The following is a 26,689-nucleotide window of genomic DNA, read 5'->3' as shown; positions in this document are numbered from 1 at the left end:
GGGATTGTATCTTTTCCCTATTTCTCCTGTCCCCGTTCCTCTTTCAGCTTCTGCCGAAATTCACTTTCCACTGCCTCTTTTCCCAGTCTTAAACGCTTCATCAACCATTTTACAAGCACAGGCGAATCTTTTTCGCCTTTTTCTTCTTGAAAAATGTACTGGTAGATCGTCTCTGAACTAATGCATAGCTTAGTACTTAGAGTCTCCTTATGGGCCAATAATAATTTCTCCTGCTTTTCTATTGAAACCAATGGCAATATCAAATCGGGAAAATATCCATTAATTGTATTCACAAGGGCTTCCATTCCTTCTTCCCCTGTGTCCTCAAAAATGACGCCGTTGACCTTTAATCCTGGATAATCCGCTTCCAGATGAACGGCTACTCTGTCGCATTGTTCCTGTGTATCGCACAAAACACAAAGTCCCCGTTCCTCTTCTGCAATCAACATCAGCATTCGATCTAAGTATTCCTCCTGGAATCTGCCTTCACAAGTCTTGTCGATCGCCTCTTCCACATTATGGTCTCCTGGAAGAATCAGATTGGCAATATCCGTAAAGCGCTTCGTCTCCTTGGATTCCTGACTCTTCATGGCCAACTGGGCACCAGCTAATAAAACAAAGTTAAAATAATCATTATCAAGATAAGTTTTGGATATTTCAACTGCACGAGAAACAGAAACCGCATCGACAGTAATTCCCAGAACAGGAATCAATTCGTGGTTGTTCTGAATTTCCATAGTGTATTGATCTCCTTATATTCTTCTAGTCCAGTGTATCCGCATCTTTTCCCAAATAAATGCAGATATCTGCGTCTCCTTCTACATCTCCTACTTTAATGACCGCATTTTTAAAATATTTCTTCTTTAAATCTTCACCCATTCCTTTTTTCGTAACACGAATAATGGTCTGATCATAAGTTGCTTCATAATAGTTATCTACACTTCCAATATTATAACCTTCACTCTGAAGCTTTTTGTTCCACTTTCCTGCCAGTCCATTGATGTAAGCTGCATTTCTAATATAGATATTCTTTCCCTCAGAAGAAATCTTTTCCTCTGTAGTTGGTTCTTCTGTGGTTGCTTTTTCCGTAGTTGCTTTCTTCTCTGTACTTACGGCCTTTCCTTCCGTAATATCTGTGATTATAGATTTTGCTTCATTAATATCAATCTGGAATTGATCGCCTTTTTCTTCTCCGCTCAATTCGATCACATCAATATCTTCTGCCTTGACATCTGCATAGTATGGCAGATAACTCTCAACATCTGCTACCGTCTTATCACTTTCGCATTCTCCAAATACGATCTCAGCGTATTCTTTCATAGATTCATTGGTTGCGTCATCGAAGAGAACACCTGTATATCCTTTGATAAATGCCTTCAGATTGCTCATATAAGCTTCCCAGGAATCATAGGTACCATATCCGGCTACCACTCCCCAGGACTGAATTCCATTTAAAATATGCTGTCCTGCTTCCAGATTGACTGTCATCTGATTGTTATCCTTAAAGGATACTGCGGATGGAAGGTCACATTCAAAAGAATCACTTTCATTGATCAGTTCAATAAATCCTTCCTGTGTATAGTCCTCATAAGAATCCACTGCAATTCCGTATGCATTCTCAATATTGTTAACTACCTTCTTCATCTCTTCTCCTGTACCTTCTTCATCATAGGTAAACAAATCAGAGTCTGGTCTCATTAAAACAAAAGACAGTTTATTCCTCTCTGTATTTAAAATTCGAAGTACTGTACACTTTCCAACACGAATTACAGAAATATAATTCTCTTTAATATTCTTAGCTGCTTCTTCTTTTTCTTTTTGTTCTGCCTTTTCTTTGTCTTTTCTGAATTTATGAGTAAATAATGCTTTTGATCCATGGTAAGACGCAACCCCTGCTAATACAATAATCAAAATTGCTGCGATTATACGAACTACCATCTTTTTCTTTGGCTGAGTTTTCAAAATAGTTTCTCCCTTCTGTCATAATTGCTTCATTCCCGTACCCTATCCATTCTTTTACTGATATAGGCTACACTTCAGTATAACAAATCTTGATTTTTATTTCAACACTCCCTTATCATTCCTTTCCGCCTCTGGTATAATTATCATCAAGTCATACAGAAAGGAATCTTAAATCATGAAAACCGTAATCATTACCGGCAGCTCCCGTGGTATCGGATATGCTGCTGCCAATTATTTTGGAAGCCATGGATGGCAGGTTGTCATTAACTGCTGCCATAACCTGACCGCTCTGGAAACAGCCAGACAAACATTGACTTCCCAAGGTATCTCCGTCCTCTCCGTTCCTGGTGACACCGGTGATCCTGCCTTTTGGAAGGAAGTCACTGACAAAACCCTGTCTGCCTTCGGCAGCATTGACTGTATCATCCACAATGCTGCGCTCTCCTACGTAGGGCTTCTGACCGACATGAGCCTGGAAGAATGGCATTCCATGATGAATACCAATCTGAATGCACTTTTTTACGGTTCAAAGGAAATCCTTCCCCATATGATCTCAAAAAAATCTGGTCGAATCATCCACGTAACTTCCGTCTGGGGTGAAGTGGGTGCATCCTGTGAAGTTGGCTATTCTGCCTCCAAAGGAGGCGTCATTGCCTTTACAAAAGCTTTGGCCAAGGAACTGGCCCCGAGCCATATACAGGTCAATGCCCTTTCGCTGGGCATGTTCGACACCGAAATGAATGCCTGCTTTTCTGAAGAAGATAAAGCCGCAATTACAGAAGAAATCCCGGCAGATCGAATGGGACATCCTGAGGAAGCTGCCCGAATGCTCTATACCATTGCTACGGCACCGGAATATCTGACTGGTCAGATCATCCGGCTGGATGGTGGTTGGATTTAACAAAACGAGCAAATGTGCATTCCCAGAAGGTGTTTATTACGTAATAAACAAAGAGGAAGCGTGGAATCTCCCCGCTTCCTCTTGTTATTTTGCCGTAACCACAATCTGGATATTGCAATCTGACATGTGATTACCGTCTACTGACAAGGCGTAATCAATCTCCAGTTCCATACAACCGGAACCCTTCTCACAAAATGTGATTCTTGATGTTGTAATCCCCATCAACATACTTCCATATGGTGTATCATAGTAGGTCAGATTCTCCTTTCCCTCCTCAAATACCATATGACTGCTGGAAATTCCTTTCCGAATGACAGATACCTCGTTGGCACCAATCTTGATTACATTCTTGGATACCATGCCATCATCGTCTATCTCTTCATAAAGCAGAAAATGCTTATCATTTTTATAATAGTATGTACCAGAAGTCACCAATACGACGGGTTCACCACCCTCCACCTCATGCTGCACTCCAGATACATGTACCAATACTTCTTTTGTCATAATATTTCTTCTAAAATCTTTCGTAAGCCAATTCGATCAACTGATTTACCAGCTTATCTGTTTCGATTCCTCTTGCCTTCCATAACATTGGATACATGCTGATCGCTGTAAATCCAGGTAATGTGTTGATCTCATTAAATACGACTTTATTTCCTTTCTTTGTTACAAAGAAATCGACTCTGGATAAGCCAAAGCCATCCACTGCCTTAAAAATCTTCACTGCAGCATCTCTGACTTCTTCTACAACATCCGCTGGAAGATCTGGATCTACTACCGTTCTGGATTCTGCATTGTTATACTTGGCATCAAAATCATAAAATTCTGCTGCTGCCAGAATCTCTCCAACGCCAGAGGCCTTAACATCTCTGCCTCCGAGAACTGCACACTCGATTTCTCGTCCAACAATGGTCTCTTCAACCAGAATCTTTCTGTCATGCTGCGCCGCAAGCTTAAGAGCTGCTTCTAATTCTTCTTTGTTATGAGCTTTGGATACTCCCTGAGAAGAACCGGCACAGGATGGTTTTACGAATACTGGATAATCCAGCTGATCCTCAATCTCCATAATTGCTTCTTCCATATCATCCAGCATCTCCAGACGCACATCTACAAATGCTGCCTGACGAATACCAAGCTTTTCTACAATAGCCTTTGTATAGACCTTATCCATGGATACCGCAGATGCCAAAACACCACAGCCTACATATGGAATCTTTGCCAGCTCCAGTAATCCCTGAACAGTACCATCTTCTCCATTAAGTCCATGAAGAACCGGAAATACCACATCTATCTTCTTGCTTTCATATGTACCATCCTTAAATAAAAGCAATTCTTTCTTCGTTGTATCTGGCGAAATCGCAGCACCAACTTTGGATTCTCTCCATGTTCCATCGGCAATGGCATCTATGCTGTCTACAAAAACCCATTTTCCCTCTTTTGTAATACCTACCAGTATGACATCATATGTATCTATATCAATATTCTTAATAACTGTCTGCGCTGATACGCAGGAAACATCATGCTCGGATGAATTTCCCCCAAATAATACAACTATATTTTTCTTCATAAATATTACTCCTTCTAAAATAAATGGTTACATTTTACCCTTATTTTACTCCATCTATAGGGATTTTTCAATGTAGTATTTCTTCCTCTTCCTTGCATGGAACAAAAAATTACTATATGATAAGCTATGATGAACATTCAGAATAAAAATAGAACCATTGGAGGAACATATTATGAACGACTTTCTTTTTAGTTTGAATTCAACCATTCCCATCTTTTTTGTTATTTTTATCGGCTGGTTTCTACGGCAAAGGGGCATGCTGAATGACGGTTTTTTATCCGCAGGAAATAAATTTGTCTTTTCCATCGCCCTTCCTGCACTTTTATTCCGGGATATTTCCGGCGCGGATATCCAAAATGTATTTGATTTAAAATATGTATTATACTGCATGATCGTCACATCACTTATGTTTTGGGGAATCTGGCTTTTTACGGAGCTATTTATGAAGGATAAATCTATGATCGGTGCTTTTGTACAGGCTTCCTTCCGCGGAAGCGCTGCCATCCTCGGTATTGCGTTTATAGAAAATATATATGGACATTCTACTGTCGGTCCGCTTATGATCGTCGCCAGCGTTCCCCTGTATAATATATATTCGGTTCTGGTACTGACTATGCGTGGAAATGGAAATGAGAATGGGAGCATAAAAACGGCCATCATCAATATTTTAAAAAATCCAATTATCCTGGGAATCTTTGCCGGACTTCCTTTCTCATTCTTGCACATTGATTTTCCAAACGTCATTGATAAGTGCATCAATAATCTGGCAGTCACTGCAACCCCTCTCGGATTGCTCTTAGTTGGTGCCGGATTTGAGGGCAGAAAAGCACTGGCTAAGATCAAGCCAACCATGGTCGCTACCATGATCAAGCTTTTTGTCCTTCCAGTGCTCTTTTTGCCAATTGCCATGTATCTGGGCTTCCATGGAGAATCCATGATCGCGATTTTGATCATGCTAGGCTCTCCTACCACCGTAAGCTGCTATATTATGGCAAAAAATATGAGCAACGATGCTGTCCTTACATCCAGTATTATCGTTATGGCCACTCTGCTTTCTTCTGTCAGTCTGACCTTCTGGGTATTTGTTCTTCGAACCACTGGATTTATTTGAGAAAAACCGCTTCCATCCTCTGGAGAACCCAATGCTTTTATATTTCACAGAGACAGCTTCATCGCCAAATATGGCCTGAAGCTTCTCCTGATCCTCTGGATCGACCAATACGTGTTCCGGATCGATCAGACAAAATCCAGGATATAATACACACCACCAGTTTTTTCCCTTGGCTTTCCCCAGATCAATTCTTAACGATTCATACATTCCCGCCGGAACGACGATCTGTCCATATCTTCGTATCGGGAAAAACTCCCTGGTAAAATAGATGGAAACCGATGGCTTAGTTCCATACGGCTTTAATGTATCCAGAATTATCTGCTCTAACTGGTCTCTTTTCTTTAAGACCAGATGCCTGACCTCCTCCTTGTTTTGATTATCGGGAAGCTCTTCTCGCAGATACTCAAGCACAGCTTTTCTCACTGCCATCTTTTCTTCCTGATGAATCTTTTCATTACTTTCCGCCCGTATATGAAACCGTATCAATGGCAAATCGGTAAAATCCTCATATTCATTGCTATCCTTTGCCTGTAGCTCTCTTTTTTCATAAAAATAAATACAAAAAAGGATTCCCAGACACACCAGGAATCCTCTTATCATTGTTTTTTTCAATCCCCTGTCCTCCTTATACCATAAGGATTCCCAGGTTCTGATTCTTTCAAACCACTTTTAGTTAAAATCTAACATTGTTTTGCCTTCGCCGCAGCATCCTTCAAAATCATTGATGAATACTTTTACAGCTTCTTCTGCAATACCATTATATGCAAGTTTTTCTAAAGCATCAGATCCGATGGTTACAGAACCAATGCCTGCTTTGGCCATATCCAGTACCTGCTGAGAGTTTTTGAAGCTTGCTCCTAATACTTCTGCTTCATATCCAGCTGCTTTTACCGCTGTATGAATATCAATTGCAAGCCCAACTCCGTCATATCCTAATACATCCAGACGGTTTACATATGGAGCCAGGAATTTCGCTCCTGCTTTTGCAGCCATAAATGCTGGCATTACACCATAGATTGCAGTTGCTGTTACGTTAATTCCTTTTTTGGAAAGAATAGAAATTGCTTTTAATCCATTTGCAGTTACAGGAACTTTAATGTACATATGTTCTTTTCCAAGAACTTCTACCATATGTTCTGCTTCTCGTACCATATCATCTGTTTCTGTTGAAATTACCTGTGCATGTAAGTCTGTTCCTTCTGGCATAATTGCACGGATCTTCTTTAACTGATCCATTGGATCAGGATTGCCTGTCTTACTTAAAATCGTTGGGTTTGTTGTAACTCCATCATATGGGTATTTTGCAAAAAATCCTTCAATCTTGGTTAAATCTGCATCATCAATTAAAATTAACATAGTTCTTCTCCTTTTCTTCTATTTATTTGTATCTATTATTTCAGAATACCATTGGCATTCTTCTTTCTAAAGCTATGCCAGACTTCCTCGTTCTTCTACTGTTATACAGTCAATCTTTGAAATCAGTCTGTCAAAATGATTCTTGTTGTTCTGTAGATCCTCATAAAAAGCCAGTACTCTTCTTCCCAATGGCTCGCTGGCCGTAATCTGGGCATTTTCTTTCATTAAGTCAATGGCTTCTTCCTTTGTCTTAGTCACATTATATAAAGCCGCTGCAATTCCCAATGACAGATGTACCGGTAAAATCCCCTGTGCTTCACATCCTCTGGCCGCTCCTACCAGGCGATCCTCCGGCTTTAATTTACGCATTGGATCTCTTCCCACACGGGCTGTGGTGTCTCCCAATGCCGCATTTTGAAAACGGTACAACAGATCATCGATATTGGCCTGAAGCCTATCATAGGAAACTCCGTACTTTTTAGAGATCATCATAGCACTTTCTGTCATGGCTCCCTGTACGATCTTGCGAATATAGATATTACCAATGGCTTCATGAATATAAGCTTTTCCATCAATATTTCCCAAAAAGGCTGTCATGGCATGCGCCATATTGTGAACATATAATTTTCGTTCCAGATAAAATCCAAATGGAGAATATGGAACTAATTTTTCATATTGAGGAATCGGTCCCTTGAAAGCATCCTTGTCTACCGGAAGATAATCATATTCTTCTACACAGATTCTTAAGAAATCTCCCTTTCGCATCTCCTCTGTCATAATCGGAACCATACGTCCAATGGAAGTCTCCACCAATCCAAGATTCTTCTTCATCAAAGGTCTATATTCTTCTGGCATAGCTTCATAAATCCATGCCTCTAAAATTTCGTTGGCATTCATCAGGTTCTCACAGATCAAAAGATCCAGTGTGCTTTCAGAATCTCTCTCCCATCTTCTGACCAATCCCTTTACAATATTGGGAACGATCTTCTCCAGAACATTAACCCCAACGGAGGTTGCCATCAGATCTGCCGTTGCAATCTCCTCTGCCACTGCCTCCGGATCCTTGCCATCCACTGCACGGATTCCCGTGATCCAATTAGTTCTGGCATTCGGTCCTACGATCTCCTGTGGATATTTATGATCTCGGTTCATCGCCTCGATCACCTGATCATTGACATCTACAAACACGACCTCATAGCCAATCTGAGATAAGGTAGCTCCAATAAATCCTCGCCCAATGTTGCCTGCGCCATACATTACCGCTTTCATCTTTCCTCACTCCTTCTTTCTGACATTATCTTAACATAAAATAATGCCAGCTAAAATAGGAAATATTGTTCCTATCAGAGGGTCGGTATTCCTTTTCTAATACTCAGATCAGGAATCTTTCCCCTTCCTGCAAAATAGTCCCCAATGGTGATTTCTTTTTTGTTCCGTTCGGCCAGTTCTACGAGAAAGCTTCCCAGAGAATCCCTTGTATTTTCATCAATCTTTTCAAATTCCTTTATCGGCTCCTGCGTAGTAAACAACAATACGGTCTTTGCATAATCCTGCTCGTTCTTCCATTGCTCTTTAAAATCCTCTGCTTCCACTCCTTTTCCCAGAATCACCGCTTTTAGATGTCCAAGCTCCAGTTCTTTATCACTGCTTCTTTGAAATTCCTTCTTGATCTCCTCCCAGCTTTTCCCCTCAGTCTCTATCCGTTCATTTTCCGGAAGGAAGAAGCTGACCTTCCAACGCTCCTCTTTTGCCTCCACTCCTATGGCTAATACATAAGCACGTTCTTCAATATTTACCCTTTTAGGACCACATCCGGTTACAATAAAAAGCAGCGTAGATAACATAGTGACTACCACCGCCCTTTTTCGCCTTTTTGTATTCAAAAGAGGCAGGATCACAGCCAATGGAAGATCCAGCCACAACACATAGGTCTGAAAGAAATCGATCAGCGTCTGAAGATCCAGCTGATTCCAGGAAACAATGGCCAAGACCCCTCCATAAAAAAGACAAGACAACCAGAATGATCCTTTCCCTTTTCCCCAAAAAAAGGTGCCATAGAAGCAATAGGCACTAAAGATCGCAAACAGACTTAAAATCCAGAAAGCCAGCATAAAAATATCCAGACGTTCTACAAAACCTCCGGGAAAACGGACCATCTGAATCATAGTGACTACAGGAAGATCACTGGCTTCTGCCATTTTTGCTCCATACATACCAATGGTAACGATAAATATAAGAAGATTTAATCCAAATACAAAGAACAGCGCCTTGACCTTCTCCCTTCTTTCCCCAGTAAAAAATAATAAAATCTCCAAAGAAGAAAAACACACAAATACCTGTATACTTTTTTCTGCATGAAACCCACCTTGGATCAAATATTCCAGATGAACATCCTTCGCTGCCAGAATCAAGACCACGAACAGAGGCAGAAAGACGAACCAAAAGAGCAACTCTAACAATCGGGCTCTCTCTTCTCTTCCTCCTCGATTGGCATAAATGGACAGAAGGAATACCGGCAAGAATATGAACCAACCACTTCCACCTCCCAACAGCATTTTAGAAACCAGCAGCTTCATCAAGGTTCCCAAAAAGCAGGCATATAGAAAAAATCGTACCGTATAAACAGTCTTTCGGATTCTTCCTACCTGGGAAATCTGATAATGATTCCCTATACATAAAAAATAAACGGCATACAAAGCTGCTGCCAGCATACCCAAAGAAAGCTGTTTAAGATTCTGCGCCATAGCAGATAAAAAAAGTCCTGTAGTGCTAAATAATTCGATCATTAGTGTTCGTTTCATTTGACGATTTGAAATCATATCCTTCCTCTCTCCCTTAGAACGCGGGGCATTCCCCCCCTTATTTTTGCCTTCTTCTGGCACCCTCTTTGGTAAATGACGGACGAATCTTCATCTTCTTCCATGACATCCGAAGAACATAATCTTTTTCTTCCCCTCCGTGTACCGTAGGAGCCAAATATGGAATTCCATAGCTTTCTATGCTGCACAAATGAATCGCAATGGCAAGCCATCCCAGAAAATACCCATATAAACCCCAGATTGCACAAACAATCATCATAAAAAACTTCAAAAGTCGAAATGCTCCTCGAAAACTTTCACTTGGCACCGAAAAGGAAGCAATGGCTGTTAAAGATACGACGATAACTACAATGGTGCTGACCAATCCTGCATCCACAGCCGCCTGCCCTACGATCAGCCCACCTACGATCCCTATCGTTCCTCCAAGCTGTCCCGGAAGCCTGATTCCTGCCTCCCGCAGAAGCTCAAAAGCCAATTCCATCATGAGCACCTCTACTACTACCGGAAATGGCACTCCCTGCCTTGCCTTTGCAAAAGAAAGAATCAGATCGGTGGGCAATACTTCCGTATGAAAGTTAGCAATAGCAATATAAAGTCCTGGAAGTCCAATTGCAATCATAGCAGAAATATATCTGAGAACTCTGGCGAAAGACGCCGTTTCCCAGCGATTATAATAATCATCTGCTGCCTGAAAAAATACATTTAACGTTACTGGAAGGAGCAGAACTCCAGGGGAGTTATCCACAACAATGGCAATTCTCCCTTCCATTAATCCACTTGCCACCTTGTCAGGCCGTTCTGTATGTTGATATTGTGGAAAGGGCGTATTCGTTCGTTTTTCCAGAAACTGTTCCAACACCCCTCCATCTAAAATCCCATCTACACACAGCTGCTCTATATCCTCTTTGATGTCTGCCAACATTTCTTCGTGCACCAGATCCTCCATGTATAAGATAGCGATATCCGTTTTGCTCCGTACCCCGACTTGCATCTGTTCCACCTTAAGCCTTGTGTCCCGGATTCTTCTCCGAATCAGTGCCGTACTAAACCGCAGGCTCTCATTAAAGCTATCCTTCGGCCCACGAATCGACACTTCCTGTTCTGGAGACTGGATCCCCCGATTCGGAAACTTTTTACTAGACACCTGAATGGCAAAATCACATCCATCAAAAAATAGCAGTGTATTGCCTGCTAAAATGTTGATAATCGCCTCTTCCATATCAAAAACCTGTTTTCGATCCGCACTTTCAATGACCCACTCCTCCACAGACTTTGGATAATCCTCCAAAGTCTCATTGAGCAATGGCCGTATGATGGAATCCTGAATCATAACAGCATCTACCAGTCCATCCGTATACATCAGATATACGTGATACCCTCGGTACTTACCGATAGAAAACTGCTTTTTAATAATATCAGCGCATTTGGCAAATCTCTGCTCCAAATAATCTATATTCTGTTGTAATTCATCTGAAATTTCTTTTTTGATCTGCATACAAACTCCTTTATCCTTGGAGTTAGTATGAGTAGAAATGAAAAAATTATGTATAAAATCAACACAAAACAATTGCGTTTCCTTACAATCATCACCTCAAAAATATGTGAACCATCTTTTCATAAATGTTTCGATATGGCTGATACCGCATCGGCAGATCCAACCATATCTTTTTATCCACCATGCTTTTATAATGCGTAAAGGTATCAAAGCCGTCCTTTCCATGGTAAGCCCCCATACCGCTTGCACCAACTCCGCCAAATCCCATCTCACTGGTTGCCAGATGAATGACCACATCGTTGATACAACCTCCTCCATAACTACAGCGCGTAGTTACTTTCTGAATCACCCTTTTGTCTGCAGTAAACAGATACAAAGCCAATGGATGGGGCATCGCATTCATCTTTTGTATTGCCTGATCCAGAGAACGAAAGGTGAGAATCGGAAGGACTGGTCCAAAGATTTCTTCCTGCATTACTGCATCCTGAAAAGTCACATGATCCATGACTGTAGGTTCAATCTTCCGCAACTTCTGATCCTTTTTTCCGCCATAGATAATTTTACTTTCTTCCATAAGGGCTGCCACTCTGCGAAAATGCTTCTCATTAATGATCTTTCCATAATCCGGATTGGAAAGAGGGTTTTTCCCAAACTGTTTTCGAATCTGCTTTTTGATCTCTGCAATCAGCTGTGGCTTTATGGCCTCATCACAGTAAATATAATCTGGCGCCACACATGTCTGCCCACAATTTAAATATTTGCCGAATACGATTCTTTTTGCTGCCAGCTTTATATTGGCACTTTTCTCCACGATGCAAGGGCTCTTTCCACCCAGCTCCAACGTAACCGGTGTTAAATGGCAGGATGCCAGACGCATAACCTCTTTTCCCACCGCCTGGCTCCCAGTAAAGAAAATATAATCAAAGTTCTCCTGAAGCAGATAGGTATTTTCTTCACGTCCACCCGTGATAACCGTTACGTACTCTTGATCAAAACATTCTTCGATCAGTTCCTTGATCAGCTTACTGGTATGAAGGGAATAGGCACTTGGTTTTATCACTGCTGTATTTCCTGCCGCCAAAGCATTCACCAATGGATCTATGGTCAGTAAAAAAGGATAATTCCATGGACTCATGATCAATACAGTGCCATAAGGAGAAGGCTTTTTATAGCTCCTGGAAGGAAACTGGGCAAGAGGCGTCCAGACCGTCTTTTCTCTGGCAAATCTCCTGATGTGCTTTAACATATAGGTGATTTCACTTAAGACCAGTCCTGTCTCGCACATATAGCTTTCAAAACCACTTTTTCCTAAATCCAGTTCAATGGCTTCCTGTATTTTCGTTTCGTATTTTAAAATACAGCCTTTCAATCTTTTTAATGTAGCAATTCTCTTTTCAACATCCAGGGTTGCCCCAGTCTCAAACCAGCTTCGCTGTCTATCCACAATCTTTTTGATTTCTATTGCATTCATCCACACGATCCCTTTCTGTTTTAATGCTTTTTGAAAGACTGAAACTAATCAATTAATCCTAATTTGATCAACGCCTGAGTAATCCCCTCTTCTTTTACCGTACCTGTTACCATAGCTGCTACTTCCCCTACCGCATCGCTATGGCGCCCCATGGCAATGCCTGTTCCAACGGCTTTCATCATCTCCACATCATTATCTGCATCTCCAAAAGCATACGTATTCTTCCGATCAACTCCCAGTTTTTCAATCAGCTCTGTAACTGCATCCCCTTTTGTCACACCTTTTAGGGTAATATCAAAGAAATTCTCTCTCACATGCTTGGCACATTCAAATTCATTGGCAAACTCCCGCTTAAAGTCCTCAAATACATCTGGTGTCTTATAATTCATAACCAGCTTGGAAATATGATTCTCTGTCTTTCGAAATCTCCATGGCGCAAACCAGCGTTCCGGCAGATTAAACAGCCGGCAGAAGCTCTTAAAAAATTCTGCGTCAGAATGCAGATAATAGGTTACCTCCTGTGTATCCATCTGAATGATCGTATCCCTCGGAAAATATTCATCGATGACCCGAAATAATAGTTCATCCGGAATGAAGATATCCCTCAATATCTCTCCTTCCACCTCTGTGTAGCTTCCATTGCACGTAATCGCTCCCTGGAAGGAATCAATATCCTGCTCTAAGAATCTTTTTGTTCTCCCAGAACAGAGCATTGTCAAATATCCATTTTCCTTTAATTTACACAAAGACTCAATAGTCTTTGGTGTTGCGCTTTTAATCCTGTCCACCTCATCTACTGTGGTACCATCATAATCCAAAAATACAATTCCCTTATAATTTTTCATGCTTCTCATCCTTTTCTCACAATGTTATCTTTATAATTCCCAAAATTCTTTCGTTTCTGTCCTATTCTATTCCTTTATATTCCGAATAACCGTAATTTCCTGATTATAAATGTGTGCCTTCATAATCTTCTGTGCTTTTTCACTATTATGATGAAAGATTGCCTCTGTAATCTGACGATGCTCCCGAAGCAATGTATCATGATAATCAAAATCCTTAACATATTCCAATCGGTAACGATAAATCTGTTCCCTCAGATTATTGACAATGCTGGTCAATCTAGGATTATCGACAATATCAAAGATTACATCATGGAAATCCATATCCTTATCTGCAATCTCCGCAGTATCCCCCAGTTCAATGGCCTTTTCAAATGCAATCAATGCTCTTTTCAAATTTCGTTTTCCTTCTTCGTCAATTCTTTCCGCTGCTAAGGATGCACCCAATTCCTCCAGGGCACAACGCACATCCAATACGTCCTTTAAGTCCTTTTCTGTAATCCGTGCAACCTCTGCACCTTTACGGGGAATCATAACGACCAGACCTTCCAGCTCCAGCTTTCGAATTGCTTCACGAACAGGCGTCCGACTCACTCCCAGGCGTTCTGCAAGCGCAATTTCCATCAGGCGTTCTCCTGGTGCAAATTCGCCAGTAATAATAGCCTGACGCAAAATATTAAATACTACATCTCGAAGTGGCAAATATTCGTTCATGTTTACTTTCAGCTTATCATTCATTCTCTTTTGTCCTCCCCATTACTTTTTTCTTATATTAAAAGGCTCAACAACATAGGCCTGCTTGATAAAATCAAACTGATGTAAGCCTTCCAATGCCTTTTTCGCTGTACTTTTCTTCTCAAAAATACCAAAAATCGTAGGACCGCTTCCACTCATTAAAGCATTCATCGCTCCCTGCCCGATCATATACTGCTTAATTTCTTCAATCATTGGATATTCTTTGATCGTAACCGTTTCTAATACATTCTCCAGACGATCTGTAATCCCTTTTAAATTTCCTTCATTGATAGCCTTCACCATGCCATCAATGTCTGGATGATGCATCTTCTCACTCAGCTTCAGATTCTGATACACATATTTTGTAGAAACACTGATTCCCGGCTTCGCAAGAAGAATAAAACACTCCGGCATAGGAGAAAGGGGCGTAAGAATCTCTCCAATTCCTTCTGATAATGCTGTTCCTCTCATGACACAATAGGGAACATCTGCTCCCAATCGTACTCCGTACTCCATCAGCTGCTTTTGCGATAACCCTAATCGAAACAAACGATTCATCCCAACCAGAGCTGCTGCTGCATTGGAACTTCCTCCTGCCATACCAGCTGCTACAGGAATCCTCTTCTCCAATCTGACTTCAATGCCCTTTTTAATACCGAATTCTTCCTTTAGAAGCGCAATTGCTTTATAGATCAAGTTATTCTGATTCGTAGGAAGGAAAGACAAATTGGTGGTAAGACGAATCTCATTCTCTGGAATCACTTTCATGGTCAATCCATCGAACAATCCTACCGTCTGCATAATCATACGGAGTTCATGGTATCCGTCTTCTCTTCTCCGCACAACATCAAGCCCCAAATTGATTTTTCCGTATGCTCGTAACTGTAACTCTTTCATTGCTTCTCCTCATTAATCATAAATTGTACAAATTTTTGTGCAGTATTATGTATACAGCACTATTATAGTCAATTCAATTTTTATTTGCAAGAGATTTCTGCTTTATCCTCCCTTCTCTTTTATTATCGCCTTTTTCTCATTATACTATTTGCAAAAAGCTTTATCAATCCAGGCTTTCTTCAATCTCCTTCATAATCAAAATCCGGTCTCCTGGCTTTACCTCCTCTCCCAGATCCTGATTTAATTTTCGTATGGAATCTATTGTAGTATAATATTGCTTGGCAATCTGCCATAACGTATCTTCCGGTTTTACGATATACCCCACAATGCCAGGTATTTCATTTAATTTATCCATATCCAGATCCTTTTCCTCTATCTGCACCATCGCTTTTTCCGTTCCTGGAGACAATACGATCATGTCAAAGGTAATTTCCGCCTTTACCTCCATTTCATCCCCATCCAAAAATACCGCATTCAGCTGATCTAAAGCTGTATGCATGCTGAAATGATCGTCTTCCTTCATTTCCTTTGCCTCTACCTTATAGGAAAACGGAATTACCACGGACATACTGTTTACAGGAACATTGTCATCTGCTGTCAGATATAGGATCACTCCGTCCAGAACTCCTTCCACCAGAACGCCACCCTCTACGACTTCCATCTCATCTATTTTACAGCTTCCGTCCATATACAAGATCTGCAGCACCTTTCCCTGCTGTTGTTTTAATGGAACTCTCTGATTTAGCCTCATCTTAGCTGCATTTTTGGCAACAAGACGTTCAAAAGATACATCCTCATAATGAGGAATCATCTCTCTTTTCCAATGATAAACATCATCTAAAATCTGAATTTCTTCTTCCTCATATACCTTCAAATCCAGTTCCAGGCCAATCTCTGCAGACAGGATTCTGGTCTCCCCATCCAGATCTGGCTTCACCTCCAGATTCCGACTTGTCACACGAAATCCAATGTATCCGATCATTCCCTCCATGCATTCATAACATTCCAGCTCTGTTCGCACCGGAAGCTCCCATTCCACAAATTGCAGAGGGACATGCTCCTCCTCTCCTAAATACAGCAGAAAGATATGCAATTCTCCCTGAACACCTATCTTATGGTCATAAACCTTACTTTCCGCATTTTTAAACTCCAGATAGCTCCATAATGGTTCGTATATATTCGGTTTATTGGCAGGCAATACCACTTCCTCCTTTAGCCTTACCATATCCTTTTTATCGACGATCAGCTGGGTCATGGACAGCGTTTTATGTAACATCTGCACGCCGTCACCTTCTACTCTGGCAATGGCCTCTATCTCCTTTCCATCTGTGACAGAAATCTGAAAATTCAATACTGCCCGAATTCCTATCTTCCTGGAATTGATCAATGTAATGTTCAGATCCTCCAGCTCTGGTATCATGGAGACATGGTCAGTGGGAACAACACCTTCCATATGAAAATATTCTTCAAACTCCAACTGAAAGTCCATCACACTGGTCCTTGTATTTCCATCACTGCCGGAATAGAGAATCTCTCCCTCTAACTGTCCATTGATGCGAATACGATCCACCATCACCTCTGATTCCTGAATTTTAATATTCCCCTTGGTCAGAATAATCTTTTCAATATCTATTTTTATATCCGGTACATTTTTATCTTCATCTAACGTAATCTGTATCTGCTTTACTGCCTTTACCATTGTAGTCCTTAGCTTCTTTTCAAAAATCTCCATAAAAAAAATCCCTCCTGCCTTTCATATACTAATGTATGATTGGCAGAGGGATTTTATGCCTGCTGCATCTTCTACAGCAGAACCATGCGGACATCACGGGTAATGACGTCTTGATAACTAAATGAAACTTTTCTATTATTCTGTTCTGGCTTATCGCTGATAAGCTGAACAACAAAAATATTAGGATACGTCTCTAATATAATTCCTTCTGATGTCTCAAATCGATGGCGTCCCTGATTTGCACTTAGCTTAATTCGATCACCAATATGCTGCTTGATCGAACGACGTATTAACTGTAATTCCTGCTGCGTCATGATACCACCCCAATTCAGTGCAGACTGTTGGATTTTATATGTTTATATTATCATAAACACAATTTCTCCGTCAATATATTTTCAGAAAATTCAAAATATTGAAACTATTTTTTCACAATATTACTTTTGAAGAAAAATTTTCCATCTCCTGTATAAAAGTACGTATTTCTAGTATGTCCCAAAAAATCAAATCTATACAAAAAAAAGAGGATTGCTAAGCATTGGCTTATACAATCCCCTCTCCATATGGGAAATCCTGCAAAAATTCCCTATTCTTCTTTCTGTTTGCTATCTTCCACTTCATGGAAAATTTTCATAAATTCTTTCCCGGTAATCGTTTCTTTCTCACATAAGAAATCCGCTACTCTGTCTAAAATATCCATATGACCACGAATCAATTCCAAGGCCTTTTCGTATGCTTCATTTAGAATTCTCATGACTTCTTTATCGACCTCTGCTTCGGTCACTTCAGAGCATTCCAGTACTCTTCTGCCATCCAGATACTGTCCACTGACTCTTTCCAAACCGATCATGCCGAATTTATCAGACATACCGTACTGTGTAACCATAGCTCTTGCAAGAGCGGTAGCACGTTCGATGTCATTGGATGCTCCTGTGGTAATCGAATCAAATTTGATTTCTTCTGCAGCACGTCCTCCATAGAAAGAAACCAGTTCTGCCAGCATCTCATCCTTAGAAGACAGATACTTCTCTTCTTCTGGCATCTGCATCGTATAACCAAGTGCTCCCATCGTTCTCGGAACGATGGTAATCTTCTGTACCGGCTCAGAATTCTTCTGAAGTGCCATAACAAGGGCATGTCCAACCTCATGATATGCCACGATCTTCTTTTCCTTTTCGCTTAGGATTCTGTCTTTCTTTTCTTTACCGGCAATTACCACTTCCACAGCCTCGAACAGATCCTTCTGGCTGACTGCATGCCGTCCTGCCTTAACCGCTGCCAAAGCCGCTTCATTTACCATATTGGCAAGATCGGAACCTACTGCTCCAGAGGTTGCCAGCGCAATTTCTTCTAGATCAACCGTATCATCCATTAATACATCCTTGGAATGTACTTTTAATGTTTCGATACGTCCTTTTAAATCTGGACGCTCCACGATGACTCTTCGGTCAAAACGTCCCGGACGAAGCAGAGCCTTATCCAGAACTTCCGGACGGTTGGTCGCTGCCAGGATGATCAATCCTTTTGATGTATCAAATCCATCCATCTCCGCAAGCAGCTGGTTCAATGTCTGCTCACGCTCGTCATTTCCCCCGCCATAACGGGTATCACGACTTTTTCCAATGGCATCGATCTCATCGATAAAAATAATACATGGAGCCATGGACTGTGCCTGCTTAAATAAATCTCGCACACGGGATGCTCCCACTCCGACGAACATTTCTACAAAATCAGAGCCGGATAAAGAGAAAAATGGAACATCTGCTTCTCCTGCCACTGCTTTTGCCAGTAACGTCTTACCAGTACCCGGAGGACCTACAAGAAGAGCACCCTTCGGCAGCTTAGCACCAATTTTTAAATATTTTTCTGGATTATGAAGAAAATCTACCATCTCTGTCAGAGATTCCTTCGCTTCCTCCTGGCCAGCTACATCCGCAAAGGTAACACCTGTCTTTTTCTCAACGTAAAGCTTGGCATTGCTCTTTCCAACACCCATAACTCCGCCTCCGCCTTTTCCGACATTCCTCATCATCAGATAGAAGAAGCCATATAGCAGAATAAACGGAAGTACCCATGTAATCAAAATATTGGTAAGGGCTGCCGAACCATCCGTAGCCTTTGCCTTAAATTTGGCTCCAGAGTCCTTTAATCGGTCCACGATCTTCCAGTCTGTCACCTTGGTAACCGTATAAGTAGTCTTTACCAGAGGATTTTCCTGATTCTTAGGGACTACCACATAGCGGTCATCCTCAATGGTAACTGACTTAATCTCTTTATCTTCCAGCATCGTCACAAATCTGTCATATGAAATTTCCGTTTCTGTTCCCTTATTAAATCTTGTAATACAGCGATTTACAAAGGCTGTCAAAATCAAAGTAATCACGACAACGAAAATGATCATCCTAATCTGGTCCGAATTCTTTTTATCGTTTCGTTTTTTATTATCGTTCAACTTCTTTCCTCCTATATCTAATACAGACAATATTCTTCCTTGTCTTCACATAAAGCACGCCCTTTCTCCCGGATGGACGTATGCATAGTATTCATTATATGTTTTTGGCAATATAAAATCAATAAAACATTTCTAAAATTTATGGAAATAAAGCAATTTATCTCCTGCTTTTATAAAAAAATAATATTTTTCTCCGGCTTTACACATTTTATTACAATATACGGATAGGAATGGAGCTCCTCGCCGGCAGTGTCATCGCTGCCCAACAGATTGGTATTAACATAAACATGCTCCCTGTCTTCTGTAAATTCCACCACTTCAATGCTGTACCCTCCTCCTTTTTGTTCCCCATATCCTACTACAATATACATATACTCCTGTAAACTGTATGTAAACTGAAACGGATTTTTTTTCTTATTTTCGATTATTTTTTTTACCTCATCTGGAGTCTGTTCCACGGTACAGATTGTAAAATCCCTGTTCTGTCGTTTTTCTTTCTCTTCTTTCTCCACGCATCCACCTGACAATACCAGTATACTGATACAGCATAAAAGAATCAGCATCTGTTTCATAGAGACCGCACCTTATTCTGACTTCTCTATAATATATGCAGCAGATGGTTATTTTAACACAAAAGAAAGTCCATCCATGGCACTGCCATAAATGGACTTTCTTTTATATCATATTATTTCATTTCTAAGGATTAAAGCATCTTATTAACCATATCCAGTACACTTGCACCTAATGCTTCAGATTTTTCTTTTGCATCGTCTAAGCTTGTACCTTTTACTCCATAATAGAATTTTACTTTTGGTTCTGTTCCAGATGGACGTACACATAACCATGCGCCATCTTCCATATCATAGTAAAGTACGTTAGAAGATGGAAGACCTGTTGGAGTTACTTCTCCTGTTGCAACGTCTGTAATCGTATCCTTGCTGTAATCTCTTACAGATAATACTTTATATCCGCCAACTTCTGTTGGAGCATTGCTTCTTAATTCTTCCATAATTGCTTTGATCTTAGCAAGACCTTCAATACCAGCAAGACCGATTGCCTTAACAGCATCCAGATAGTAGCCATATTTTTCGTACATGTCGATCATAGCATCCCATAATGTCTTGCCCTGTGTCTTGTAGTATGCAGCTGCTTCACAAAGAGCAACAGAAGCGGAAACTGCATCCTTATCTCTTGCATAAGTTCCAATCAAGCATCCGTAGCTTTCTTCCAGACCAAATAAGTAAGTTCCTTTTCCTGTCTGTTCGAATTTCAGCATCTGCTGTCCAATGAACTTAAATCCTGTTAATACTTCGATCAGATCTACCCCATAGCCTTTCGCGATGGCATCTACTAAATTAGATGTAACAATAGATTTAACGATAGCACTGTCTTCAGGAAGTGTTCCGCCATAAGCTTCTTTCTTACGTCCAACAACATAATCTGCTAATAAAGAACCAGACATATTACCTGTTAATGGAATATATTCTCCAGATTTGTCATCTTTTACGTATACACCAAGACGGTCAGCGTCTGGATCTGTAGCAAGTACTAAATCTGCATCGATTTCTTTTGCCATCTTAAGTCCTAATGCAAAAGCTTCTTCTGCTTCTGGGTTTGGATAGCTTACTGTTGGGAATTCACCATCTGGTAATTCCTGTTCTGGTACTACATATACATGTTCAAATCCGATTTCTTTCAGTACACGTCTTACTGGAATGTTACCTGTTCCATGTAATGGTGTGTATACGATCTTAATCTGATCCTGAGCTTTGTCAATTGCTTCCTGGCTGAATACCTGCTTCTTTACTTCTTCGATGTATCTGTCATCGATGGCATCTCCGATCACTTCATATAATCCAGCTTCCATTGCAGCTTCTTTATCCATAGTCTTAACAGAAGATAAATCAGTAATTGCATTTACCTGTGCCGTTACTCCATCAGAATGAGGTGGTGTAAACTGTGCGCCATCTTCCCAATATACTTTATATCCATTGTATTCTGGTGGATTGTGGCTGGCTGTAATATTAATACCTGCGATACATCCTAATTCACGTACTGCAAAGGATAATTCAGGTGTTGGTCTTAAAGATTCAAAGATATATGCTTTGATTCCATTGGCTGCCAGACAGCATGCTGCTTCACTTGCAAACTCTGGAGACATACGACGTGAATCAAATGCAATCGCAACTCCTTTGTCCTGTCCTCCCTGCTCAATAATATAGTTTGCCAGACCCTGTGTCGCTTTCCGTACAACATAGATATTCATACGATTAATACCAGCACCGATAATTCCACGAAGTCCAGCTGTACCAAATTCTAAATCCGCATAAAAACGTTCCTTAATCTCATTCTCATCGTTAGCAATCGCTTTTAACTCTTCTTTTGTTGCCTCATCAAAATATGGATTCTCCAGCCATTCATTGTAAGTTTCTTTGTATCCCATCGCAAATCTCCTCCTACTTATTCTTATACTTTTCCTCTTTATCAGCTATTTTAGCTACCTATATTTAGGGATTAACACAATACAGCGCTTAAAAATTGCCTGTTTTTATTATATAACATTTCGCCTAAAAATTAAAGTGAAACATCTTTCATTTGTAGATAAAATAACCAAAAATCTCGAAGGAATTTTTCCTTTTTCTCCTGTAGTTTTACCGCATCCTGTAGTTTTTCCGTTAATTTAGGCGAAAGAAAGCTTTTTCGATGGTTCATATACTGATTTGCCAGCTTCCAATATTTTTCCGGATAGGAAAGCATCCGGTATAAGCTTCGATAATCTGCCATACTTAATCTCCTTTTTGTTTCATAGGCGTCTAAAAGCTTTCTCGCATAACTAAAATCATACTGATTCTTCTCCAGAATCTTTCGCATTAAATAAAAGACATCCTCTAGCTGATTCCCCACATAAAAATGCTCAAACTGAATGACAGCCATTCTCTGTCCTGGAAGCATCAGCATATGATGCTGGTGATAAGCTCCATGGCACAGGGATGGTTCATAAGGCTCTTCCTCGTATGCCGGCTCTACATCCTTCCAGAACAGATCAAAGTACTGATAAAATAACATTTCAAATTCTTTTTTTTCATTTTTTCTGGCAATATATTGTTTTGTCCGTATCAATTCCTTTGTCTTAAGATCCAGTCGGCTTTTTTTTCGAGGATATCCTTCCGTCGGAATCTTCTTCAAGAATTCATGTAAAATTCCCAGCTGTTCTCCAGCTGTCTGGATATCCTTTTTGCTTCGAATATCGCACTCTCTTCCCTCAAAATGCCGTTTCATAATATAAGGTGTCTGATACCGGTCATAGGTTAACAACTCCCCTTCCCGATTACGATAATATTGATCTACATATAAAAAACCCTGTTGTATTAACTGTTCCTTTATCTCAAAAGCCTGTTCCAGCCTTTTCGGGGACAGATCACAGACTTGAAGATCATAAAGTCCATTACGATCCTCACAGACCAGCCCGCCCCTTCCTCTTCTCACATGGAGCAGTTCCATATCGTACTGATCGATCAATTCCTTTTGCTTTTCCTGCATTTTTCTGCTCCTCCCACCATAATTACTCTTTCATTTTATGAAAGGAAGTGGAAAGTTATGCTACTTGTTTTCTCAAGGCAAATGGGCTATACTGAATTATACATCAGGACTGACGAACAGGTCTTGAAGGGGGAAACTATTTATTTCTCCTTGTATTTTTATGAAGATGGAGGTAGATAAGATGACACATAAACGATTATTGACAGCCTGTTTTCTCACTGTTCTGTCTCTGGCAGTGTTAACAGGATGTGACAAAAAAGAAGAAGATGCCGATAACACAACTCCTGCAGCTACAACAGAGGCGACTACGGAAGCTGTAACAACAGAAGAAGCCAGCACAGATACAACTACAGAAGAAGCATCCACGGAAGAAGAAATCTCTGATGTTGTAGATGAAGACGCGAATGGAGAAGAGGAAGAATCACAGCCAACCACTGCTACAAAGGAAGATGAGAAAAATGTTATGACTGCAACCGGCACCTTCAACGGCCTTGCAGACAGTAATTCCTGTGAAGTAAACTTAGATAATGGCAAATACATGGTTCTGCTCATTGAAGATGAAGATCTGTTAGATACCCTTTCCGAGATGGAACCGGATACGAAGATTACCTTTACATACAGCCCTATGGAGGGTCAGGCCAACTATAAGATCTTAAGTATTGAAGAATCATAGGCAAACGATTTTCCATACAACAGTTGGAAGGGAAGTTTATCTACCTTTCCAACTGTTATGGAAAAAACAAAGTGGATTGACTCTGGGATGATTCAGATAACTTTCATCGTTCTTAAAATTCCAGATTCGTTCCTTTTTCTTTCTCAAAAATATGAACTACATTTCCACCAAAGGTAAATGGAATATCTGATCCCATAGGAACAACATCCTTCATACCAATCGTTGGAACAATAATGATCACATCTTTTCCTTCTACTGTTACATGGTAGTGAATCTCACTGCCCATCATCTCATACACATCTACGGTTCCATGAAGCATAGGACCACCCGTGCTTTCCAATGTTAGATGTTCAGGACGTACACCCAGCGTAATGGATTGTGGTTCCACCCTTTTCGCTGCAAGACGAGCCTGCTTTTCTTCATCAAGATCAACTACTACTTTCCCCATTTTTACTGCATATTTGCCGCCATCCTTTATCAGCTCTGCATCAAATACATTCATTCTTGGCATTCCGATAAATCCAGCTACGAAAAGATTAATTGGATGGTCAAATAATTCCTGAGGGGTTCCTACCTGCTGAACCACACCATCCTTCATGATTACGATACGGTCACCAAGTGTCATCGCTTCTGTCTGATCGTGTGTAACATAGATGAATGTTGTATCAATACGTTTACGCAACTTGATAATCTCAGCACGCATCTGATTACGAAGTTTTGCATCCAGATTGGATAATGGTTCATCCATAAGAAGAACTTTTGGATTACGAACAATGGCACGGCCAATTGCTACACGCTGTCTCTGTCCACCAGACAATGCCTTTGGTTTTCGTTCTAAATACTGCGTAATATCCAGAGTTTCTGCGGCTTCACGAACCAGTTTATCAATCTGAGCCTTGTCCATTTTCTGAAGTTTTAATGGAAATGCCATATTGTCATATACGGTCATATGGGGATATAAAGCGTAGCTCTGAAATACCATGGCAATATCACGGTCTTTCGGTGCAACATTATTCATATGTACATCATTGATAAATAAATCGCCACCACTGATTTCCTCCAGGCCGGCAACCATACGAAGCAATGTAGATTTTCCACAACCAGATGGTCCAACTAACACAATAAATTCTTTATCTGCAATTTCAAGATTGAAATCATCGACTGCCAACACGCCTTCTTTTGTAACCTTAAGATTTGTTTTCTTTACTGGTTCACCCTTTTTTGATTTTTTCTTTTTTTCATTGTTTGGGTAAACTTTTCTAATATTTTTCAATGTTACACTTGCCATGTGTAAAAACTCCTTCCCTTTCAGTCCATCTGTTTAGCCCTTAACAGAACCATCCAGAACTCCCTTAATAATATGTTTTTGTCCTGCAATGTAAATAATAACGATCGGTAATACGGTCATAACGATACATGCCATCATTGGTCCCATCTCTACTTTTCCATAGCTTCCACGGAAGTACTGAATCAACATAGGGATCGTACGATATTTCTTAATATCAAGCACCAATGTTGGAAGTAAATAGTCATTCCATACCCACATTGCTTCTAATACGCCTACAGAGATCATCGTAGGTTTTAAGATCGGCAACACAATTTTAAAATAAATCTGAAGTGGAGAACAGCCATCGATCATTGCTGCTTCTTCGATTTCAAGAGGGATTGATTTCATGAAACCAGAGAACATAAATACCGCAAGGCCTGCACCAAATCCAAGATAAATAAAGCAGATCGTGTATGGGTTATTGAAACGAAGTCCAAAAATATCCAGCTTATCTGCTGTATTGGATAGGGTAAACATAACCATCTGGAAAGGTACTACCATTGAAAACGCACAAAGCAAGTACATTAACTTGGAAATCAAATTGTGTACACGATTGATATACCATGCACACATGGAACAGCATAATAAAATCAATCCTACAGAAGTTACCGTAATAAACACACTATAAAAAAGGCTCTTTAAAAATCCCTGAGAACTGATTGCAGATACAAAATTGGTCAGTCCGGCAAAAGTTTCCCCTGTTGGCAGCTCAAAAGCACCGGAGGTACTAATTGCTGTCTCTACCTTTAAGGAGTTGAGCACTACCATTACAATTGGATACATATAAAGAGCGGCCAGTACTGAAAAGAATATCGTGCCTAACAATCCAATTCCATTTTTCTTTTTCATTATTGCTGCACCTCCTTAGAACGTGTTGCCCTTAACTGGATCAATGCAATCGCAACTACCAGAACAAAGAAGATTACTGCTTTTGCCTGTCCAATTCCCTTCCATTGTGGACCTGCACGGAAATAGAATGTGTTATAAATATTCAATGCCAGCATTTCTGTTGCATGAGCGGGTTCACCGGCTGTCAATGCCAGGTTCTGGTCAAACAGCTTGAATGAATTTGTAATCGTAAGAAACAGACAAATCGTAATGGATGGCATAACCATCGGCAATTTAATCTTAAATAATGTCTGAAGCGGTGTGGCACCGTCAATAGATGCTGCTTCAATCAGATCTCCAGGTACATTCTGAAGCCCGGAAATATAAATGATCATCATATAACCAATCTGCTGCCAGCACATGAGGATAATGATACCCCAATAACCTGCTTTAGAATTTAAAGCCAACAGTGGCTGTCCCAGATTGGAAAGAACAGCATTGATCAGAATCTGCCAAATATATCCAAGTACGATACCACCGATTAAGTTTGGCATAAAAAATACTGTTCGGAATATGTTGGTTCCCCTCATCTTCTGTGTCAATGCCAAAGCCAAAAGAAATGCTAATACATTGATCAGAATTGTAGAAACGACTGCAAATGATACAGTAAAACGAAATGCAGAACCAAACTCTGCATCTTGAAAAGCATTCACATAGTTTTGAACGCCTACAAAGGTTGTTCTATCAATGGTGGTAAATTGACAAAAGGATAAATACACACCTTGAATAAATGGCCAAATAAATCCGATAATGAATGCTACCAGTGTCGGAAGAACAAACAGCGGAAACCATCTTTTGAGTGCTTTTTCCATGCAGCTCATCTCTCTTTCTTTTAAATGAATACTTAATCTTTTAAGTATTAAATAAGGGGAGCAGAGACTTTCTCTGCTCCCCGCAAATAGTTACAAGTTCTAAATCTATGCT

Annotated in this window: 24 protein-coding genes and 1 pseudogene; 3 read left to right on the top strand and 22 right to left on the bottom strand. The window is 40.4% G+C overall.

Features of this window, described 5'->3' with window-relative positions:
* Positions 1 to 17: 17 nt before the first annotated feature.
* Together BHF69_RS12845 and BHF69_RS12840 are read right to left on the bottom strand one after the other, a co-directional pair.
* The gene (locus BHF69_RS12845) at positions 18 to 737 is read right to left on the bottom strand and encodes a WecB/TagA/CpsF family glycosyltransferase (RefSeq protein ID WP_075672264.1); all 720 of its coding nucleotides are present in this window, start codon (positions 735 to 737) and stop codon (positions 18 to 20) included.
* 25 nt (positions 738 to 762) lie between these two features.
* Positions 763 to 1,962, bottom strand: a complete 1,200-nt coding sequence (locus BHF69_RS12840) for an LCP family protein (RefSeq protein ID WP_075672262.1) — start codon at positions 1,960 to 1,962, stop codon at positions 763 to 765.
* 175 nt (positions 1,963 to 2,137) lie between these two features.
* On the opposite strand from BHF69_RS12840, the gene BHF69_RS12835 reads away from it, so the two are divergent.
* Positions 2,138 to 2,863, top strand: coding sequence for an SDR family NAD(P)-dependent oxidoreductase (locus BHF69_RS12835; protein WP_075672260.1), 726 nt, complete (start codon positions 2,138 to 2,140; stop codon positions 2,861 to 2,863).
* Between the two features lie 84 nt (positions 2,864 to 2,947).
* Here BHF69_RS12835 and BHF69_RS12830 read toward each other — a convergent pair whose 3' ends face one another.
* Positions 2,948 to 3,367 carry a DUF1934 domain-containing protein gene (locus tag BHF69_RS12830; protein WP_075672258.1) on the bottom strand — a complete coding sequence of 140 codons (420 nt, stop codon included), beginning with the start codon at positions 3,365 to 3,367 and terminating at the stop codon, positions 2,948 to 2,950.
* Positions 3,368 to 3,377: 10 nt separating this feature from the next.
* The gene (locus tag BHF69_RS12825; RefSeq protein WP_075672256.1) at positions 3,378 to 4,430 is read right to left on the bottom strand and encodes a D-alanine--D-alanine ligase family protein; all 1,053 of its coding nucleotides are present in this window, start codon (positions 4,428 to 4,430) and stop codon (positions 3,378 to 3,380) included.
* Between the two features lie 172 nt (positions 4,431 to 4,602).
* On the opposite strand from BHF69_RS12825, the gene BHF69_RS12820 reads away from it, so the two are divergent.
* The gene (locus tag BHF69_RS12820) at positions 4,603 to 5,541 is read left to right on the top strand and encodes an AEC family transporter (RefSeq protein WP_075672254.1); all 939 of its coding nucleotides are present in this window, start codon (positions 4,603 to 4,605) and stop codon (positions 5,539 to 5,541) included.
* Between the two features lie 129 nt (positions 5,542 to 5,670).
* On the opposite strand, the pseudogene BHF69_RS14605 reads toward BHF69_RS12820, so the two are convergent.
* The 15 genes and pseudogenes from BHF69_RS14605 to BHF69_RS12745 form a co-directional block, all read right to left on the bottom strand.
* Positions 5,671 to 6,141: pseudogene (locus BHF69_RS14605) on the bottom strand (stage II sporulation protein R); the annotation flags it as partial.
* A 69-nt stretch (positions 6,142 to 6,210) separates the two neighbouring features.
* Entirely contained in the window at positions 6,211 to 6,897 is a 687-nt protein-coding gene (locus tag BHF69_RS12810; protein WP_075672250.1) for a transaldolase family protein, read from the bottom strand.
* Positions 6,898 to 6,969: 72 nt separating this feature from the next.
* On the bottom strand, positions 6,970 to 8,166 hold the full coding sequence (locus BHF69_RS12805; protein ID WP_075672248.1) for a mannitol dehydrogenase: 1,197 nt from the start codon (positions 8,164 to 8,166) through the stop codon (positions 6,970 to 6,972).
* A gap of 74 nt (positions 8,167 to 8,240) precedes the next feature.
* Complete coding sequence (locus BHF69_RS12800) at positions 8,241 to 9,716, bottom strand: GerAB/ArcD/ProY family transporter (RefSeq protein WP_143249560.1); 1,476 nt, start codon at positions 9,714 to 9,716, stop codon at positions 8,241 to 8,243.
* Between the two features lie 40 nt (positions 9,717 to 9,756).
* Entirely contained in the window at positions 9,757 to 11,211 is a 1,455-nt protein-coding gene (locus BHF69_RS12795) for a spore germination protein (RefSeq protein WP_075672245.1), read from the bottom strand.
* 91 nt (positions 11,212 to 11,302) lie between these two features.
* A complete protein-coding gene (locus BHF69_RS12790; RefSeq protein ID WP_075672243.1) occupies positions 11,303 to 12,682 on the bottom strand; it encodes an aldehyde dehydrogenase in 1,380 nt (459 codons plus the stop codon).
* A gap of 44 nt (positions 12,683 to 12,726) precedes the next feature.
* Complete coding sequence (locus BHF69_RS12785) at positions 12,727 to 13,527, bottom strand: Cof-type HAD-IIB family hydrolase (RefSeq protein WP_075672241.1); 801 nt, start codon at positions 13,525 to 13,527, stop codon at positions 12,727 to 12,729.
* Between the two features lie 66 nt (positions 13,528 to 13,593).
* Positions 13,594 to 14,262 carry a GntR family transcriptional regulator gene (locus BHF69_RS12780; protein WP_075672239.1) on the bottom strand — a complete coding sequence of 223 codons (669 nt, stop codon included), beginning with the start codon at positions 14,260 to 14,262 and terminating at the stop codon, positions 13,594 to 13,596.
* 18 nt (positions 14,263 to 14,280) lie between these two features.
* Positions 14,281 to 15,156 (bottom strand): 4-(cytidine 5'-diphospho)-2-C-methyl-D-erythritol kinase, encoded by an 876-nt coding sequence (gene ispE, locus BHF69_RS12775; protein WP_075672237.1) that lies wholly within the window; start codon positions 15,154 to 15,156, stop codon positions 14,281 to 14,283.
* A gap of 163 nt (positions 15,157 to 15,319) precedes the next feature.
* Positions 15,320 to 16,888: a DUF3794 and LysM peptidoglycan-binding domain-containing protein gene (locus tag BHF69_RS12770; RefSeq protein WP_075672235.1), complete on the bottom strand. Its 1,569-nt coding sequence runs from the start codon at positions 16,886 to 16,888 to the stop codon at positions 15,320 to 15,322.
* A gap of 71 nt (positions 16,889 to 16,959) precedes the next feature.
* Positions 16,960 to 17,202 carry a Veg family protein gene (locus BHF69_RS12765; RefSeq protein ID WP_075672233.1) on the bottom strand — a complete coding sequence of 81 codons (243 nt, stop codon included), beginning with the start codon at positions 17,200 to 17,202 and terminating at the stop codon, positions 16,960 to 16,962.
* A 269-nt stretch (positions 17,203 to 17,471) separates the two neighbouring features.
* Positions 17,472 to 19,286: an ATP-dependent zinc metalloprotease FtsH gene (gene ftsH / locus BHF69_RS12760; protein ID WP_192847001.1), complete on the bottom strand. Its 1,815-nt coding sequence runs from the start codon at positions 19,284 to 19,286 to the stop codon at positions 17,472 to 17,474.
* 221 nt (positions 19,287 to 19,507) lie between these two features.
* Positions 19,508 to 19,909: a protease complex subunit PrcB family protein gene (locus BHF69_RS12755; RefSeq protein WP_075672231.1), complete on the bottom strand. Its 402-nt coding sequence runs from the start codon at positions 19,907 to 19,909 to the stop codon at positions 19,508 to 19,510.
* 131 nt (positions 19,910 to 20,040) lie between these two features.
* A complete protein-coding gene (locus BHF69_RS12750; protein ID WP_075672229.1) occupies positions 20,041 to 21,780 on the bottom strand; it encodes a phospho-sugar mutase in 1,740 nt (579 codons plus the stop codon).
* A 131-nt stretch (positions 21,781 to 21,911) separates the two neighbouring features.
* Positions 21,912 to 22,877 (bottom strand): phosphotransferase, encoded by a 966-nt coding sequence (locus tag BHF69_RS12745; protein WP_075672227.1) that lies wholly within the window; start codon positions 22,875 to 22,877, stop codon positions 21,912 to 21,914.
* Positions 22,878 to 23,058: 181 nt separating this feature from the next.
* On the opposite strand from BHF69_RS12745, the gene BHF69_RS12740 reads away from it, so the two are divergent.
* A complete protein-coding gene (locus tag BHF69_RS12740; protein WP_083651337.1) occupies positions 23,059 to 23,550 on the top strand; it encodes a hypothetical protein in 492 nt (163 codons plus the stop codon).
* Positions 23,551 to 23,662: 112 nt separating this feature from the next.
* On the opposite strand, the gene BHF69_RS12735 is transcribed toward BHF69_RS12740, so the two are convergent.
* Genes BHF69_RS12735 through BHF69_RS12725 form a run of 3 tightly spaced genes read right to left on the bottom strand, consistent with a single transcriptional unit; the run spans position 23,663 to position 26,577 of the window.
* On the bottom strand, positions 23,663 to 24,838 hold the full coding sequence (locus BHF69_RS12735; RefSeq protein WP_075672225.1) for an ABC transporter ATP-binding protein: 1,176 nt from the start codon (positions 24,836 to 24,838) through the stop codon (positions 23,663 to 23,665).
* 33 nt (positions 24,839 to 24,871) lie between these two features.
* Positions 24,872 to 25,726, bottom strand: coding sequence for a carbohydrate ABC transporter permease (locus tag BHF69_RS12730; RefSeq protein ID WP_075672223.1), 855 nt, complete (start codon positions 25,724 to 25,726; stop codon positions 24,872 to 24,874).
* Positions 25,726 to 26,577 (bottom strand): carbohydrate ABC transporter permease, encoded by an 852-nt coding sequence (locus tag BHF69_RS12725; protein ID WP_075672221.1) that lies wholly within the window; start codon positions 26,575 to 26,577, stop codon positions 25,726 to 25,728. The genes BHF69_RS12730 and BHF69_RS12725 overlap by 1 nt, the downstream gene beginning before the upstream one ends.
* Positions 26,578 to 26,689 lie beyond the last annotated feature (112 nt).

Origin of the sequence: Anaerostipes sp. 992a (assembly GCF_001940245.1) — a bacterium.
Classification (GTDB): Bacteria; Bacillota; Clostridia; order Lachnospirales; family Lachnospiraceae; genus Fimousia.
This window is presented reverse-complemented; position numbering and strand designations above follow the sequence as displayed.

Excerpts from the sequence above, each read along its gene's own strand:
- BHF69_RS12845 (WP_075672264.1), bottom strand. The coding sequence starts at position 737 with ATGGAAATTCAGAACAACCACGAATTGATTCCTGTTCTGGGAATTACT.
- BHF69_RS12835 (WP_075672260.1), top strand. The coding sequence starts at position 2,138 with ATGAAAACCGTAATCATTACCGGCAGCTCCCGTGGTATCGGATATGCT.
- BHF69_RS12830 (WP_075672258.1), bottom strand. The coding sequence starts at position 3,367 with ATGACAAAAGAAGTATTGGTACATGTATCTGGAGTGCAGCATGAGGTG.
- BHF69_RS12825 (WP_075672256.1), bottom strand. The coding sequence starts at position 4,430 with ATGAAGAAAAATATAGTTGTATTATTTGGGGGAAATTCATCCGAGCAT.
- BHF69_RS12820 (WP_075672254.1), top strand. The coding sequence starts at position 4,603 with ATGAACGACTTTCTTTTTAGTTTGAATTCAACCATTCCCATCTTTTTT.
- BHF69_RS12810 (WP_075672250.1), bottom strand. The coding sequence starts at position 6,897 with ATGTTAATTTTAATTGATGATGCAGATTTAACCAAGATTGAAGGATTT.
- BHF69_RS12805 (WP_075672248.1), bottom strand. The coding sequence starts at position 8,166 with ATGAAAGCGGTAATGTATGGCGCAGGCAACATTGGGCGAGGATTTATT.
- BHF69_RS12800 (WP_143249560.1), bottom strand. The coding sequence starts at position 9,716 with ATGATTTCAAATCGTCAAATGAAACGAACACTAATGATCGAATTATTT.
- BHF69_RS12795 (WP_075672245.1), bottom strand. The coding sequence starts at position 11,211 with ATGCAGATCAAAAAAGAAATTTCAGATGAATTACAACAGAATATAGAT.
- BHF69_RS12790 (WP_075672243.1), bottom strand. The coding sequence starts at position 12,682 with ATGAATGCAATAGAAATCAAAAAGATTGTGGATAGACAGCGAAGCTGG.
- BHF69_RS12785 (WP_075672241.1), bottom strand. The coding sequence starts at position 13,527 with ATGAAAAATTATAAGGGAATTGTATTTTTGGATTATGATGGTACCACA.
- BHF69_RS12780 (WP_075672239.1), bottom strand. The coding sequence starts at position 14,262 with ATGAATGATAAGCTGAAAGTAAACATGAACGAATATTTGCCACTTCGA.
- ispE (WP_075672237.1), bottom strand. The coding sequence starts at position 15,156 with ATGAAAGAGTTACAGTTACGAGCATACGGAAAAATCAATTTGGGGCTT.
- BHF69_RS12770 (WP_075672235.1), bottom strand. The coding sequence starts at position 16,888 with ATGGAGATTTTTGAAAAGAAGCTAAGGACTACAATGGTAAAGGCAGTA.
- BHF69_RS12765 (WP_075672233.1), bottom strand. The coding sequence starts at position 17,202 with ATGACGCAGCAGGAATTACAGTTAATACGTCGTTCGATCAAGCAGCAT.
- ftsH (WP_192847001.1), bottom strand. The coding sequence starts at position 19,286 with ATGATCATTTTCGTTGTCGTGATTACTTTGATTTTGACAGCCTTTGTA.
- BHF69_RS12755 (WP_075672231.1), bottom strand. The coding sequence starts at position 19,909 with ATGAAACAGATGCTGATTCTTTTATGCTGTATCAGTATACTGGTATTG.
- BHF69_RS12750 (WP_075672229.1), bottom strand. The coding sequence starts at position 21,780 with ATGGGATACAAAGAAACTTACAATGAATGGCTGGAGAATCCATATTTT.
- BHF69_RS12745 (WP_075672227.1), bottom strand. The coding sequence starts at position 22,877 with ATGCAGGAAAAGCAAAAGGAATTGATCGATCAGTACGATATGGAACTG.
- BHF69_RS12740 (WP_083651337.1), top strand. The coding sequence starts at position 23,059 with ATGACACATAAACGATTATTGACAGCCTGTTTTCTCACTGTTCTGTCT.
- BHF69_RS12735 (WP_075672225.1), bottom strand. The coding sequence starts at position 24,838 with ATGGCAAGTGTAACATTGAAAAATATTAGAAAAGTTTACCCAAACAAT.
- BHF69_RS12730 (WP_075672223.1), bottom strand. The coding sequence starts at position 25,726 with ATGAAAAAGAAAAATGGAATTGGATTGTTAGGCACGATATTCTTTTCA.
- BHF69_RS12725 (WP_075672221.1), bottom strand. The coding sequence starts at position 26,577 with ATGGAAAAAGCACTCAAAAGATGGTTTCCGCTGTTTGTTCTTCCGACA.